Below are 15,152 nucleotides of genomic sequence, written 5' to 3'. Positions count from 1 at the left end.
GCGGTGTCTGCCGTGTTTCCCGTGTCTGCTGTGCTCGCCCGCCGCCCCGCCTGCACGGGGCGGCGGCCGGGCTCGTCCGGGTTCGGGGCTGGGGGTCAGGAGGCGCGACGTGCGGCTTCGCGGCGCTGCCGCTTGCCCATCGGCGCCTGGGAGAGGTCCAGGGCCTGGGACTTCAGCCGCTTGTACGCGTACCCGCGCCCGGTCAGCCACTCCTCGGCCGCGAGTTCCGCCCGGGCGGACGCCTCCAGGATGTCCTCCTCGGCCTCACCGGAGTCCAGGAACCGGAAGGTGAAGAAGTCCCCGGTGCCGAGGTCGTACGACAGGTGCCCCTCGGGCCGGTACTCGGCGGTGAGGATGTGGTGCTCGGCGGCCTCGGCCACCAGCTCGGCACGCTGTTCGGCAGTGAGCGCGTCGAACGAACCGCGGACGGTGATCCGAAAAGTGCGGGTGCTCATCCCGGCAGGCTAGGCCGGTCCGGCTACCACCCGCATCCGCATTTTCTGGGATTCCGCCTGAGCGGAGACCGGGGTGGGGCGGGGTGATGGGGGAGGTGAGGGCGGAAGCGGACTGCGGGAGCCGAGGTACCACGCTTCCCCGGGTCGATCCCCCATTCGGGCGGGGCCGGGGCCGGAGGCCGGAGGACTCCGCCGGGACGGCATCGGTTGGCGGGGCGGGAGCGAGGAATGCCCGTGCTCCGCTTGGACGGAATCCGGGAGGTGCCCGGGGGCTGCCCGTCAGTCCCAGTGTCATTACGTGCCGGCCGCCGGCGTCAAGGGCGCTCCCGTTGGTCGCGTCGGCAAGCCGATGGCCCTTCGGGCCCCCCTTGACACCGACGACCGTCACGCAACGACAAGGACTGTCGGGCGGCCCCCGGGGGATGGCATGGGAGGAGCCTTCGGATCCTTGCGCTCTGGCCTTGGCGGGCACCAGCAGCGGCTCCGCTCGGCCAGCCGCCCTCCGGGCGGACGCGGAAGCGAAGTCGATCAGATCTACGTAATTTAGGCCGGTCCAGGCGCACCAAATCGCTACGCGCTCCTGCTGATTGGCGAATGCGGGCCGCCGGTGGCCGGACAGAGACCGCCAACGATCGCTACGCGCTCCGGACGGACGGCGGATGCGGGTCGCCGGTGGCTGGGTGAAGCGCCTGCGATCGCTACGTGCTCCCGCCGGGACGGCGGCCGACGCGTCGTTCGGACCGATGTGTCAATGTGCCAATGTGTCGATGTGCACTGATGGCCGATGACACCATCGGCCGTTGGGTACTTCGGCCGTTGGGTGGTCTGGCCGTTGGGTGGTTCGGTCGTTGGGTGGTTCGGGCGGTTTGGGCGGCGGCTGGGTCGTTGGCGGGCTCGGGGATCAGACGACCACGCCCGCAGACGACGGAGGTGGGCGGTCGGGGCGGTCGGGCGGCCATCAGGCCGCCTGCGGTAGGTCAAGGTGCCAGCCGGCTCGCCCGATCCTCCGGATCGGAGCGGCCGACTGCCACCCGACGGGCCGTCGAGCCGATCAGACCGAACTGAGAATCCGAGAGCACCCCTCCACACCCCAGCACCCCTCACAGCCGGTCAAATCATGCCGATATACCGCCTGCGTGGGCGGCTCTTGAGGCACTCTGGGACCAATCTCGGATCCTCACCTCGACCAGATCGTTACTCCCGCTTTGAGAGGGCCTGCGACGGCCTGTCGGCCGCTGAAATGGCAGGAGTACGTAGCGATCGCAGGCGCTTCTCCTCTCCCCGGCGACTCGCACTCGCCGACGGACCGGTGCGTGTAGCAGCTGTCGGCGGTCTGTGTTCGGCCACCGGCGGCCCGCACGCGCCGTCCGTCCGGAGCGCGTAGCGATCGTGGGCGGCCCACGTTCAACCCCCGGCGGCCCGCATCCGCCGTCCGTCCGGAGCGCGTAGCGATCGTTGGCGGCCTATGTCCGGCCACCGGCGGCCCGCATCCGCCAATCAGCAGGAGCGCGTAGCGATTTGGGGCGCCTGGACCGGCCTGGATTACGTAGATCTGATCGACTTCGATCCGGCTTCCCGCCCGGAGGGCGGCTGCCCGGGCGGGAGCCGCTGCTCGTGCCCGCCAACGCCAGACCACCAGGATCCGAAGGCTCCTCCCATGCCATCCCCCGGGGGCGGCCCGACAGTCCTTGTCGTTGCGTGACGGTCGTCGGGGTCAAGGGGGGCCCGAAGGGCCATCGGCTTGCCGACGCGACGAAGGAGCGCCCTTGACGCCGGCGGGCGGCACGTAATGACACTGGGACTGACGGGCAGCCCCCGGGCACCTCCCGGATTCCGTCCAAGCGGAGCACCGGCATGCCTCGCTCCCGCCCCACCGACGACCCCGCTCAGGGTGAGTTCCGCCGATCCCCGGCCCCGCCTGCCCTCAGCACTGCCAGAGGAAAGCGGCCTCCGCGCATGGCTCGCACGCGAAAACGTATGCCTGGCCGGAGCCGAAGTTGGGTGCGGTCAGGGGGTCGGGGCCTTCCTTGAGCTGTGCGGCGAAGGCCATCGGGCGGGTGCAGCCGGGGCAGTCGGGTATCTGGTCGTACTGCAGCCAGTGAGGAGCGCCGCCCAGCTGTCCGAGAACCTCGGCCGTGGAACGGCCGGTCTCTGTCGACCAGGCCAGGTACGCCTCCCGGAAGTCCGCGTCGGTCGTTTCGACAAGCTCGACGGTTCGGACGGCGCCGAGTTGCAGGATTTCGTCCTCGTCCGCGTCGTCCTCGTCCTCGTCGTCCTCGTCGTCCTCGTCCTCATGCTCCTCGTCCTCGTCCGCGTCCGCCTCCGCGCCCACCCCGGGCGCCACCTCGGGCAGGGGCAGCGGGACGAGTCCGTCGGCGGGGACAGGGAACAGGAACGCCCGGTTGCCGCCGGACGTTGCACTCCACTCCTCGCACCCGCCAGGGTCGTTCGCGCACATGAAGACGGCCACGGTCCCGTGCCCCTCGCCCAGCAAGAGTTGGGCTATGAACTGCAGCGGGCCGGAACAGGTCGTGCAGGCGGGCCACTCGGTGCCCGCGGGCGCCAGTGGCAGGCCGCCGATCCGGGTGACCGGGGCGTGGGGATCGGCGGAACCGCCGTGAATCATCAGGCTCGTGGTGCTCATACGATCGAACCTAGCCGGTGCCTACGACAGTGCCCCGTCCCCGTCCCCGTCCCCGTCCCCGTGCCCGTCCCCGTCCACGGCCTCCGTGGCGGCTCAGGCGCCGTGTTCGGTGAGCCAGTTGAGCGCTTCCGCCACCGATGGGGCCTCCGGCACCCCGTCCGGCACCGGCGGCCGGTCGACCACGAGCACCGGGATGCCGGCCTCTCGGGCGGCGGTCAGTTTGGGGGCGGTGGCCGAGCCGCCGCTGTCCTTGGTGACCAGGACGTCGATCCGGTGTGCGCGCAGCAGCTCCCGCTCGTCCGCCAGCGCGAACGGCCCCCGGGCCAGCAGGACTTCCGTACGCGCCGGCATCGGCGGCTCCGGTGCGTCCACCGACCGGACCAGGAACCAGGTCCGGTCCAGGTGGGCAAAGGCGGCCAGGCCCATCCGGCCGGTGGTCAGGAACGCCCGGCTGCCCAGTTCCGGCAGCACTTCCGCGGCCGTCTCCAGGTCCGGGACCCGGTGCCACATGTCGCCGGGTACGGGCTCCCAGGCCGGGCGGCGCAGCGCCAGCACCGGGATTCCCGTCGCAGCGGCCGCCTCGGCGGCGTGGAAGCTCATCCGCCCGGCGAACGGGTGGGTGGCGTCCACGAGGTGGGTGACCTGGTGCTCCGCGATCCAGGCCGCGAGGCCGGCCGGCCCGCCGAAACCGCCGATCCGGGTTTCGCCCGGCGGCAGTGCGGGCGCCGCGACCCGGCCCGCGAGCGAGCTGGTGACGCGGTAGAGGGTGTTGGTGTTGGTGTTGGCGTTGGCGTTGGTGTCGGCCTCGGCACCGGTCTCGGCCATGTTCCCGGCCCCAGCCCCAGTCCCGGCCTCGGTCCCGGCCTGCGTTCGGGTCTGTGCCTGTGCCTGCGCCCGCCCATCCGCCAGTGCTTCCGCCAGGCGACGGGCCTCGGTCGTGCCGCCCAGGATCAGGACGTGCCGCATCCGTTCTGTGGGGTTCGGTTCGGGTCCGACGGGACCGGGCCCGGGAACGGGCCCCGCCTCAGCAGACATGCCGGTCGCGCTCCGGCGAGTACAGGTGGCTGTCGCGGAACTCCTTGGCCGCCAGCGTGCGGCCCACCACGATGACGGCCGTGCGCACCAGACCGTGTGCCTTCACCTGGTCCGCGATGTCCTCCAGCGTGCCGCGCAGGATCAGCTCGTCGGGCCGGCTGGCCATCGCGACCACGGCGGCCGGGCAGTCCGCCCCGTAGTGCGGCAGCAGTTCGTTGACAACCCGGTCGACGTACCGCGTCGCCAGGTGCAGGACCAGCAGTGCGCCGCTCCGGCCGAGGGTGGCCAGGTCCTCTCCCTCGGGCATGGGGGTGGCCTGTTGGGCGATGCGGGTCAGGATGACGGTCTGGCCGACGGTCGGGACGGTCAGTTCCCGCTTGAGCGAGGCCGCCGCCGCGGCGAACGCCGGGACTCCGGGCACCACCTCGTAGGGAATGCCCGCGGTGTCCAGACGGCGCATCTGCTCGGCGACCGCGCTGAAGATCGAGGGGTCGCCGGAGTGCAGCCGGGCCACGTCCAGCCCGGCCTCGTGCGCGGCCGTCATCTCCGCCACGATCTGGTCGAGGTCCAGCTGTGAGGTGTCCACCAGCCGGGCCCCTTCGGGGCACTCGGCCAGCAGCTCCGGCGGGACCAGGCTGCCCGCGTACAGGCATACCGGACTGGCGGCGAGGGTACGGGCGCCGCGCACCGTGATCAGGTCGGCGGCGCCGGGGCCCGCTCCGATGAAGTAGACCGTCATGTCGTCTCAGCTGCCTTCCTTGGTGACCGACCACTGCGTGACCGGCATCGCCTGCCGCCAGCCCGTGAAACCGCCGACCGGCACCGCGTGCGAGACGGCCAGTTTCACCAGCTCGCCACCGTGTTCGCGGTGGCGGCGGGCGAGCAGGGCCTCCGATTCGAGGGTGACCGTGTTGACCACCAGCCGGCCGCCGGCCGGCAGGGCCGCCCAGACCGCGTCCAGCAGGCCGGGTGCGGTCAGCCCGCCGCCGATGAACACCGCGTCGGGAGCGGGGAGCCCGGCGAGTGCCTCGGGGGCCGCGCCGGTGACCACGCGCAGCCCGGGGACGCCGAGCGCGGCGGCGTTCCGGGTGATCCGGGCCGCCCGTTCGGGGGAGCGTTCCACGGAGATCGCCCGGCAGGACGGGTGAGTGCGCATCCACTCGATGCCGATGGAGCCGGAGCCGCCGCCGACGTCCCAGAGCAGTTCGCCGGGTGCCGGAGCCAGCGCGCACAGGGTGGCGGCCCGTACGTGGCGCTTGGTCAGCTGACCGTCGTGCTCGTAAGCCGCGTCGGGGAGGCCGGGCGCGGCACCGAGCCGCAGCGCGCCGGGGGCGCGGCGGCAGTCCACGGCGACCACGTTCAGCGGGTCGCCGGGCGGGTGCGGCCAGGCGTCGGCGGTGCCCTCGTACGCGGCCTCGTCCTCGGAGCCGAGCTGTTCCAGCACGCGCATCCGGCTGGGTCCGAAGCCCCGTTCACGCAGCAGGGCGGCGATCTCGCCGGGGGATCCGGAGCCCGCGCTCAGCACCAGCACGCGCCGCCCTTGGTGCAGCGCGGCGGCGAGCCGGGCCAGGGGGCGGCCGACCACGGTGACCACGTCGGTGTCCTCGACGGGCCAGCCCAGGCGGGCGCAGGCGTACGACACGGAGGACGGATGGGGGAGGATCCGCAGGCGGTCCGGACCGATCTCCTCCGACAATGCGCGGCCGATCCCGTAGAACATGGGGTCCCCGCTCGCGAGGACCACGATCCGGCGGCCGGCGTACCGCGCCAGCAGTGCGGGCACGGCGGGCCGCAGCGGACTCGGCCAGGACACGCGCTCGCCGTGGCACGCCCGGGTCGGTGCCATCACCAGTTGGCGGGCTCCGCCGATGAGTACCTCGGCCTCGGTCAGCGCGTCGCGGGCGGCGGCGGTGAGTCCGGCCCAGCCGTCCGCTCCGATGCCGACGACCGTCACGGGTATGGGGGGTGCTGCGGAGCTCACTGCGCGGTTCCTCGGGGGACGGTCCGGCCGGACGGGGGGCGGATCCGCACTCTACCGTTCGGGTGGCGGACGTCCCCGGGCCACCGGAGTTACCATCGGTAATACCTAAGTGTGCGGGCCGTTCGGCACGATCATGGAGCGCTCGGGCACACGATGCTCGGGCGTACGGGCGTACGGGCGTACGGGCGTACGGGCGTACGGGCGTGCGGGCGTGCGGGTGCACGGATACGCCGGATGCACGGATGCGAGGAGGACTGTGGTGGCGGGCTGGAGTGCGGCGGACATCCCCGACCAGACGGGACGCATCGCGGTGGTCACCGGGGCCAACAGCGGGATCGGCCTGGTGACCGCCGGCGAGCTGGCCCGGCACGGGGCGCGGGTGGTGCTGGCCTGCCGCAGCACGGAACGCGGCCGGGTCGCCGAGGCCCTGATCCGGCGCAGGCTCCCGGACGCCGAGGTCGAGTTCATGCCCCTGGACCTCGCGGACCTCGGCTCGGTCAGGAAGTTCGCGTCGGCGTACGGGGATCGGTACGGCGGGCGCCTCGACCTGCTGGTGAACAACGCGGGTGTGATGGCCCTGCCGTACGGGCGCACCGCCGACGGCTTCGAGACCCAGTTCGGCGTCAACCACCTCGGTCACTTCGCGCTCACCGGTCTCCTGCTGCCCGGCCTGTTGGCGGCGCCCGAGGCCCGGATCGTCACCGTCTCCAGCGGCTTCCACGCCCTGGCCGACCTGGACCACTCCGAGCTCGACCGTTCCGGCCTCGACCGCTCCGGTCCCGGTGGCGAGGGCTCCTACCGGCGCTGGATCGCGTACGGCCGGTCCAAGACCGCCAACCTGCTCTTCGTCCACGAACTGGCCCGCCGACTGGTCGCGGCCGGGTCCGGGATCGTCGCGGCCGCCGCCCATCCCGGTTACGCGGCCACCAACCTCCAGACCGCGGGCCCCCGTCAGGAGGGCCGGCGGGCGGCCGAGCGCCTGATGGAGCTCGCCAACCGGGTCGTGGCGCAGCGCGCCTCTTCCGGAGCCCTGCCCACGCTGTACGCGGCGACCGCCGCCGGAGTCCGTCCGGACGAGTTCATCGGCCCGCGTTTCGGCTGGCGCGGTGCCCCGGCCCGCTCCCCGCGCGCGCGATGGACCCTGGACGACGTATCCGCCGTCCGGCTGTGGGAGACCTCCACACGACTCACCGGTGTCAGCTACGACCTCCCGTCCCGCTGACCGCACGCCGTGGCCTGCTCGTTCCGGCCAGGAGGGCGTCGATCTCCTGCAACCGGCCTGCAACCGGGCCTGCAACCGGGCCTGCAACCGGGCCTGCAACCGGGCCTGCAACCGGGCCTGCCACCGGGTCTGCAACCCGGCCTGCAACCCGGCCTGCAACCGGGCCACGCCGTGCTCGGCGAGCCATCCCCGCCGGGTGGTCGCACCGGCCGCGAGAGCGGCCAACGAGCCGATCAGCTGCCGCCGGGGAGGGGGAACTCCGAGCGCACGCTGCGGAGGGCGAGGGCGGACAGGGCTTCCGGGGCGCCGGGTTGGTGGCGGATGCCGGGGAAGGCGTTGATGTCCACGATGAGCGGGCGGCCGTCGCCCGTGTCGATGACGTCCACGCCGTAGACGTCCAGCGCGAAGGCCTCGCCGACCGTCCGGACGAGGTCCAGCCAGCCCGCGGGGAGGTCGGTGAGGGCCAGGGGCAGGGTGGGCCCGCGGCCGCCGGGGGCGAGTTCCGAGCGGCGTAGGGCCGCGAAGTACGTGCCGCCGACCGCCCACAGTTTGTGGTCCCAGCCGGTGCCCGGGGCCAGGTGCTGGAGGATGACCGGCTCGTCCGGCCAGGCGGCGGCCAGTTCGCGCAGTTCCGCGTCGCTGTCGACGCGGGCTACCAGGTCGTGCTTGCGGCTGTAGCGGCTCTTGACGACCGACGGGCCGGTGATCACCGGCCCTGCCGCCGCACCGGTCTCGTCCACGACCGCGCCCCCGGTCCCGCTCCCGGACCCGCTCCTGGCCCCGCCCCCGGCCGCCAGGTGGCCCAGCAGGCCCGCGGCCACCGTCGGGGCGAACGGCAGGCCGGCGGCGCGTGCCGTGTCCGCCATGGCCGTACGGTCCTGGCACAGCCCGGTCGCCTCGGCCGAGTTGAGGACGACGGACCCGCGCAGTTCCAGAGAGTGGGCCAGCGCCAGCGCCCCCGGTGTGCGGGCCTTCAGCAGGTGGACGTCGGCGAGGGGGCCGGGGACGTCGGCGGGGTCCTGTTCCGGGTGCAGCACCGTCACCCGGTGTGACCGGCCGAGCAGCGCTGCCGTGGCCGCGAGGAGCGGGTGCTCCGGATCGGCCGTGATCAGCCCGATCGTTCTCATGACCTGCCGCCGCCCGCGCGCAGCGGCACCGGGCCGGCCGCCGGTCCGACCGCGGGGCCGGCCGCAGCTCCGGCCGCCGGGACGCGCTGCTCCGGGGTCCGCGCCTGGGGTACGCGCGCCGCCAGTCCCAGCACCGCCCGGGCCACCCGGCCCGCCGCGTCCGGGACCTGGCGGAAGCTCGGGAAGTCGTTCACGTCGACGACCACCGGCCCGTCCGGACCCAGCAGCACGTCGAGGCCGTACAGATCGAGCCCGTGGACCAGGCCGACCCGGTGTGCGAGGTCGACGATCTCCGCCGGGACCGGAACCCGACGTTCCCTGACCGGATGGTCGGGGTGCAGCGGCGAGCGGCGCTCGGTGGCGTACACCTCGCCCGCGATGCAGTACACCTTCAGGTCGGTACCCGAGTTGGGCACGTACGGCTGGGCGATGAGCAGCCCCCCGCCGGACGTCAGGGCCGGCGGCAGCTCGCGCAGCCGCTCCGGCGACGGCACCAGGCGTACGTCCCGGCCGGAGCTGCCCTCGGCGGGCTTGACCACCAGCGGGTACTCCGAGGCGGGTATCTCCGCCAGCAGGGCCGGATCGGCCGCAGCGTACGTCGGCGGCACCGGCAGGCCCCGGTCGCGGGCCACGGCGGCCGCAACGGCCTTGTCCCGTACGCCGCGTATGGCCCGGGCGTCGTTGACCGTGGTCATCCCGGCCGCCGCGGCGGCTTCCAGGAGGCTGAGCCCGGGCCCGCCGGACACGGTCTTGAGCACCCACGCGTCATGACTGCCCGCGGTCACGGCCCCCGTCATGCGCAGCAGCGATCCGCCGGGCCGGACGATGTCGACCCGGTGGCCCCACTCCCTGAGCCGCCCGATCACCTCGACCGGCATGCCGTCGTGACGGTAGTGCTCTTCCACCAGGAAGCAGAGCTTCATGACCATCCCGTCCCCGCCGAACCCCTGGACACCGCCGTCCTGTTCCGGCGCGCTGATACGTCACAGGATGTCACGACGTGCCCTTCGGTTCCCCCGGTACCCCCGCACCCCCCGCCGGACGGCGGCCCACGTGCCTACGCCCCGTGGTCGGCCACCGGGCCACCGGGCCACCGGGCCACCGGGCCACCGTGCCACCGTGCCCAAGCTCCGCACCGGACACCCGAACCCGCGGCGGGGCGCCCGCCCCACATGGCCGGAAGCCACTGGTCCATGGCCGGTTCCACGCAGGGTGAGGTGCTTGTGGAAAGATCCCGCGAGGCAGCACGGGCGTGGCGGGCGTGCGGGTCGGGGCGGACCCGGACACCGAGAACAACGACGGGAGGTACGGCGGCATGAGCGGGGACATGTCCTTCTACATACCGGGCGCCGTCCTGTTCTCGGCATTCGTGCTGAAGCTCCCCGCGCTGCGCCGCGCCCCGGGCGACGTCCTGCAGCGTTCGGTCGCCGCCCTGCTGCTGGCCGCGAGCCTGGTCTTCGCCGTCGCCGCACCGTCCAGCATCGCCGCGGTCAACCGCTGGACCGGCGTCCCCAACGCCGCCGCCCCGCTGGTGTACTCCACCATCACGGCGTTCAGCTGCAGCTGCATCGTGCTGCTGATCAACTGGCAGGGGAACCCCCTCGACCGGACCCGGCGCGCCTCCCGGTACTGCGTCGCCGCCTACGCCGCCGTCATCGTCGCGCTCAACGTGCTGTTCGCCCTCGCCGACCCCACCGTCGAGCGACTTCGTGACCTGGACACGTACTACGCGACCACACCGTTCATGCGCGAGATGATCCTGCTCTACCTCCTCGCCCACGCGGCCGCCGGCATCACCATGACGGCGCTGTGCCTGCGGCGGTCGCTGCAGGCCCCCGGGGCGCTGCGCGCGGGCCTGCTCGTCATCGTCTCCGGCTACGTGCTCAACCTCGCGTACGACGCCGTCAAGTTCACCGCCGTCGGCGCACGCTGGACGGGACGGGACTGGGACTGGCTCAGCACCGACGTCGCCCCGCCCCTCGCCTCCCTCTCGGCCCTGCTGATCGGCATCGGCTTCGTCACGCCCCTGGCCGGCCAGCGGATCGGCGACCTCTGCGGCGAACTCCGCCGCTACCGGCGCCTCGGACCGCTGTGGCGGGTGATGCGCGACTCGGGCGAACTGGGGCCGAAGCTGTTCGGCCGCCTCGCCCCGCTCGGCATCCGGCTGACCCAGCGCGAACTGGACATCCACGACGGCATCCTGAACCTGAGCCCCTACTTCGACCTTGAACTCCACGCGCGGACGTACGAAGCCGCCGTCGAGCACGGTTTCGAGGCGACGAAGGCCCACGCGACCGCGGACGCGGCACTGATCGCGGCGGCCTCGGTGCGCAAGCGCACCGCCCCCGACGACTACGACGGCAACCCGGACATCACGGTCCTCCAGTCCGCCAGGACCTCCGCCGGCCTCGCCCTGATGTCCGAGGTCCTGCACTCGCCCTTGGTCGCCGCGGCACGGCGGCAGGCCGGACTCCCCACGAGCAGCCCCCGCTGACCGCAGCGGTTTCCAGAGGCGGCCCCGGACCGACCGATGCCATGGGCCGCCCCGGACCGGTCCCGTGCGTCGCCTCCGCCGCCTCCGCCGCCTCCGTCGCTCCCTCTCTCCGTCTCTCGGCCTCTCCGTATCCGGCTCAGTTGCCGGCTTGCCTCCCGCCGGCCGTCGCCCGGGCCGTACGGTTCCGACGGGACCGCAGCAGGCCGTACGCGGCTGCCAGCCACGCGGCGCAGGCGACCCACAGCAGCACCTGCCCCAGGCGGGCCGGCCAGAGCACCGCCGCCGCGGCCGCCGTGGACAGGCAGGCGACGGCCGACATGCCCATCGGGAACACCGTGGCCCAGCGGCGGACGTCGTAGCCGGGCCGGGGACGTACGACCTCACCGCACGTCAGCACCACGTACCAGACCAGGTCCACCCCGAGGAGTACGAGGGTGACCGCCCGCAGGCCGGTGAACGCGTTACCGTCCCACACGCCCGAGGCGAGCAGCTTGGAGCCGGCCAGGGCGGAGATGGCCATCGCCCCGCCCGCCACCCACTGGTCGCCCGCACCGGTCAGTACCTGCCGCATGTCGAAGCGCGCCAAGGCGTTCCCGTACAGCGCCAGACCCAGCAGGAGCAGCACCAGCCCGGCCCACGCGAGCCAGTCTCCGACTTGCGGGGCGAGGACTGCGGACAGCACGGCCAGGGCCTGAGTCGCCACGCAGATGAGGAACACCGCACCCGGCATGCGCCATCCCAGGTGACGCAGTACCGCCGTCAGCAGCACCGGCCACACGGCGGCGGCGAGGACGAGCAGTGTCACCGCCACCGGGGTCATGCCCAGCGCCTCGAACCGGACGCCGAGCACACAGGTGGCCGCCACCGAGGTGAGGGCGGGCGGGGTGTCCGCCCGGGCCTTCCAGCCGCGGCGGTCACCGAGCAGCAGGGAGGCGAAACCGATGGCCAGCAGCACCCAGACCAGCAGCGCGAGAACGAAGACGACCACGGAGAACACCTCGTGGCCGATGAGGTGCAGACCGACCGAGATGATGCCGGTGGCCATGACGACGGAACCGGCCACCGGAGGGACGCCCGCCCACGGAGACAAGCCGGGCGAGGCGGCGGGCGCGTTCATGCGTGGGTCCCGACGGCACCACCCGTGTCCGTGTCCGTTCCCGTTCCTCCTGTTCCTGTTCCTGTTGCTGTGTCCGTTCCTGTTCCCGTTCCCGTTCCCGTTCCCGGGGAGACCCGTTGGTTCCAGCCGGCGATCACCGGCAGCCCGTGTTCGGTCGACAGCCGGCCGACCGTCGCGGTGGCGAGCAGGAACAGCCGGCCGTCGGCCGGCGGCAGCCCCAGGTAGCGGGCGGTGAGCACCCGCAGCAGGTGGGCGTGCGCGACCAGCACCCCGTCCGCGGAGCCGGGCGCTGCCAGCAGCGGGGCGATCCGCTGCAATACGCGGTCCGCGCGCCGTCCCACGTCCTCGGCGGACTCCCCGGGGCGGCCGTCCGGGCCCGCGGGCACCCCGTCCCGCCACAGCGACCAGTCCGGCCGGGTCTCCTGGATCCCCGCCGTGGTCAGCCCCTCGTAGCCGCCGTAGTCCCACTCGCACAGGTCGTCGTCGGGCACCGGCTGCCGCAGTCCGGCCAGTTCGGCCGTCCGCCGGGCCCGCCCGAGGGGGCTGGTCCGTACGAATGCCAGGTCGCGCCCCGCGAAGTACGGTGCCAGCGTCTTCGCCTGCGCCTCGCCGTGCGCCGTGAGCGGCAGGTCGGTCCGCCCGGTGTGCCGTCCGGTGGCGCTCCACTCGGTCTCGCCGTGCCGGACCAGCAGGAGATCACCCATGGCCCCACGCTAACGGCCGTGCCCCGCCCGGGGCCGAGCGACAGACCGGGGGCGACGGACCGGGGACGGGGGACACGGGCCATCCGGCCCCAAAGCGTTCCGTCAGGACCGGTCGGGCACCAGTGCGCCCATGTCCGTGCCTGTGTCCGTGCCCATGTCCGTGTCTGTGCCTGTGTCCGTGCCCTCGCCGGTGCCGTTCCCCACCTCCCGGCGGGAGCCGGGTCCCCCGGTCGTCGGCGGGTTGGCGTCATGCCGCCTGAACAGCGGGCTCGGCCACCACATCCACCGGCCCGTGTCCAGGGTCAGCGCGGTGACCAGCACCGAGCGGACGACCATCGTGTCCAGCAGTACGCCGAACGCCACCGCGAACCCGAGTTCGGCCGCGAACACCAACGGCAGCGAGGCCATCGCCGCGAAGGTGCCGGCGAGGACCAGACCGGCCGAGGTGATGACCCCGCCGGTGGCGGACAGACCCAGCAGCGCGCCCTGCCGGGTGTCGTGCACCAGGGCCGTCTCACGTACCCGGGTGACCAGGAAGATGTTGTAGTCGATGCCCAGCGCGACCAGGAACACGAAGGTCAGGAGGGGGAAGGAGGCCTCCGCCCCGGCGAAGCCGAACACGTGGTCGAACACCAGGGCGCTCACGCCGAGGGCCGCGCCGAAGGACAGCACCACCGTCGCCATCAGCAGCAGCGGCGCGACGATCGCCCGCAGCAGCAGCGCGAGCACGAGGAACACCACGACCAGCACCAACGGGATGATCACCTTGGAGTCCCGGGCGGCCGCCTCCTGCGTGTCGAGGATGACCGCCGTGTTCCCGCCGACCTGCGCGTCCGCGCCCTCGACGGCGTGCACCGCGGTCCGGGCCCGCTCGACGGTGCGCATCGCGGCCGTGCTCCCGGGAATGTCCGCAAGCTCCGCGAGCACGAGGGCCTCACCGTCCTTGACCAAGGGGGCGGACACGCCGGCGACTCCCGGTACGCCGGACAGCGCGGCCTTCACCCGTTCCGCCGAGGAGGCACCGGCAACGACGTACACGGGGTCGCCGGCCCCGGCCGGGAAGTGCCGTGCCTGGATCTCCTCGCCGACGACGGTCTGGGGCTTGCCCGTGAACTGGTCCTTGCCGGCGAGCCCGTCGGCCTTGAGCCCGAACACCCCGGTCGCCATGACCCCGAGCAGCAGCGCGGTGCCGATCCACACGGTCCGCGGGCGGGCGGCGACGGCGGTGCCGATCCGGGTCCAGATGCCGTCCGCGCTCGCGCCGGCCGATCCGTACGAGGGCTGCACCGGCCAGAAGATCCATCGGCCGCAGACGACCAGCAGGGCCGGCATCAGGGTGACCATGGCGAGCAGCCCGACGAGGACCCCGACGGCACAGGCCGGCCCCAGCCCCTGCGTGGAGTTGAGGGTGGCGAGCATCAGCAGCACCAGGCTGACCGCGACGGTCGCGGCACTGGCGACGATCGCGGGACCGGAGCGGTACAGGGCCTCGGCCATCGCCTCGTGCCGGTCCTCGTGCCTGCGCAGTTCCTCCCGGTAGCGCGAGACGAGCAGGAGGGCGTAGTCGGTGGCTGCGCCGAACACCAGCACCGTCAGCACGAAGCCGGTCTGTTTGTTGACGGTGAGTCCGGCGTGCTTGGCCAACAGGTAGATCACCGCCTCGGAGGTGACCAGGGCACCGCCGGCGGTCAGCAGCGGCAGCAGGGGCAGCACCGGGCTGCGGTAGGTGAAGAGCAGGATGACGACCACGACGGCCGCGGTGATCGCCGTCAGCCCGCCGCCTCCGCCGAAGGCCTTGATCGAGTCGGACGCCTGCCCGGCCGGCCCGGTGACGTGGAACCCGAGCCCGTCCCCATCCGCGCCCGGATCCGCGCCCGGATCCGCATCCGCGCCAGGATCCGCGGCGGCTCCCGGATCCGCCTTCCCGACCTCGCTCAGCGCATCGACGACCGTGGCGATCCCTTCCCAGCCCGTCCGGTCCTTGCGTATCCGGACCACGGTCTGGAGGGCCTTTCCGTCCTGGGACTTCACCGGCCCCTCGGGCTGCCCGACGACGTTCGCGATCCGCCCGAACGCCTCGGCGTCGGACCGGGCCTTGGCCATGTCGGCTTCGGTGATGCCCTCGGGCCGGTCGTAGACCACGATCGCGGGCAGGGTGTCCGCGGGCCGGAACCGCTCGGCCCGTTCGACGACCCGCGTCGACTCCGCGTTGCCGGGCAGCCAGGCGGAACTGTCGTTCTCCTCCACCTCGCCGAGCCTGCCGGCCAGCATCAGGGCCGGGACCAACGCGGCCGCCCACAGGACGAGGACGATCCACTTCGCGACTCTGCCGCCGGGCAGGGCTGCCAGTTTGCGCACCATGACGGACTCCTG

The 15,152-nt window shown here is 73.2% G+C and carries 11 protein-coding genes and 1 pseudogene; 2 read left to right on the top strand and 10 right to left on the bottom strand.

Features of this window, described 5'->3' with window-relative positions; all coding sequences use genetic code 11:
• Positions 1-95: 95 nt before the first annotated feature.
• From AC067U_RS03340 to cbiE, 5 genes are all read right to left on the bottom strand, one after another.
• Entirely contained in the window at positions 96-455 is a 360-nt protein-coding gene (locus AC067U_RS03340; protein ID WP_478827883.1) for a DUF6204 family protein, read from the bottom strand.
• A 1,924-nt stretch (positions 456-2,379) separates the two neighbouring features.
• On the bottom strand, positions 2,380-3,099 hold the full coding sequence (locus AC067U_RS03335) for a hypothetical protein (RefSeq protein ID WP_478827882.1): 720 nt from the start codon (positions 3,097-3,099) through the stop codon (positions 2,380-2,382).
• 93 nt (positions 3,100-3,192) lie between these two features.
• On the bottom strand, positions 3,193-4,065 hold the full coding sequence (locus AC067U_RS03330; RefSeq protein ID WP_478827881.1) for a cobalt-precorrin-6A reductase: 873 nt from the start codon (positions 4,063-4,065) through the stop codon (positions 3,193-3,195).
• Positions 4,066-4,123: 58 nt separating this feature from the next.
• Positions 4,124-4,873, bottom strand: a complete 750-nt coding sequence (gene cobM, locus AC067U_RS03325) for a precorrin-4 C(11)-methyltransferase (RefSeq protein WP_478827880.1) — start codon at positions 4,871-4,873, stop codon at positions 4,124-4,126.
• Positions 4,874-4,879: 6 nt separating this feature from the next.
• Positions 4,880-6,115, bottom strand: coding sequence for a precorrin-6y C5,15-methyltransferase (decarboxylating) subunit CbiE (gene cbiE / locus AC067U_RS03320; protein ID WP_478827879.1), 1,236 nt, complete (start codon positions 6,113-6,115; stop codon positions 4,880-4,882).
• A 259-nt stretch (positions 6,116-6,374) separates the two neighbouring features.
• On the opposite strand from cbiE, the gene AC067U_RS03315 reads away from it, so the two are divergent.
• Positions 6,375-7,337 carry an oxidoreductase gene (locus AC067U_RS03315; RefSeq protein ID WP_478827878.1) on the top strand — a complete coding sequence of 321 codons (963 nt, stop codon included), beginning with the start codon at positions 6,375-6,377 and terminating at the stop codon, positions 7,335-7,337.
• 233 nt (positions 7,338-7,570) lie between these two features.
• On the opposite strand, the gene AC067U_RS03310 is transcribed toward AC067U_RS03315, so the two are convergent.
• Together AC067U_RS03310 and AC067U_RS03305 are read right to left on the bottom strand one after the other, a co-directional pair.
• Positions 7,571-8,464: an ATP-grasp domain-containing protein gene (locus tag AC067U_RS03310; RefSeq protein ID WP_478827877.1), complete on the bottom strand. Its 894-nt coding sequence runs from the start codon at positions 8,462-8,464 to the stop codon at positions 7,571-7,573.
• On the bottom strand, positions 8,461-9,387 hold the full coding sequence (locus AC067U_RS03305) for an ATP-grasp domain-containing protein (protein WP_478827876.1): 927 nt from the start codon (positions 9,385-9,387) through the stop codon (positions 8,461-8,463). The genes AC067U_RS03310 and AC067U_RS03305 overlap by 4 nt, the downstream gene beginning before the upstream one ends.
• A 329-nt stretch (positions 9,388-9,716) precedes the next feature.
• On the opposite strand from AC067U_RS03305, the gene AC067U_RS03300 reads away from it, so the two are divergent.
• The gene (locus tag AC067U_RS03300) at positions 9,717-10,958 is read left to right on the top strand and encodes an MAB_1171c family putative transporter (RefSeq protein ID WP_478827875.1); all 1,242 of its coding nucleotides are present in this window, start codon (positions 9,717-9,719) and stop codon (positions 10,956-10,958) included.
• 136 nt (positions 10,959-11,094) lie between these two features.
• Here the strand turns inward: AC067U_RS03300 and AC067U_RS03295 are convergent, their stop codons facing one another.
• From AC067U_RS03295 to AC067U_RS03285, 3 genes and pseudogenes are all read right to left on the bottom strand, one after another.
• A complete protein-coding gene (locus AC067U_RS03295; protein ID WP_478827874.1) occupies positions 11,095-12,075 on the bottom strand; it encodes a tellurite resistance/C4-dicarboxylate transporter family protein in 981 nt (326 codons plus the stop codon).
• Entirely contained in the window at positions 12,072-12,779 is a 708-nt protein-coding gene (locus tag AC067U_RS03290) for a histidine phosphatase family protein (RefSeq protein ID WP_478827873.1), read from the bottom strand. The genes AC067U_RS03295 and AC067U_RS03290 overlap by 4 nt, the downstream gene beginning before the upstream one ends.
• A 213-nt stretch (positions 12,780-12,992) precedes the next feature.
• A pseudogene (locus AC067U_RS03285) lies at positions 12,993-15,140 on the bottom strand (MMPL family transporter); the annotation flags it as partial.
• Positions 15,141-15,152: the final 12 nt, after the last annotated feature.

The sequence above is a fragment of the Streptomyces sp. NPDC043853 genome, from assembly GCF_056436025.1.
The sequence above is the reverse complement of the archived record's forward strand: the minus strand, read 5'-3'. Positions and strand labels throughout refer to the sequence as shown.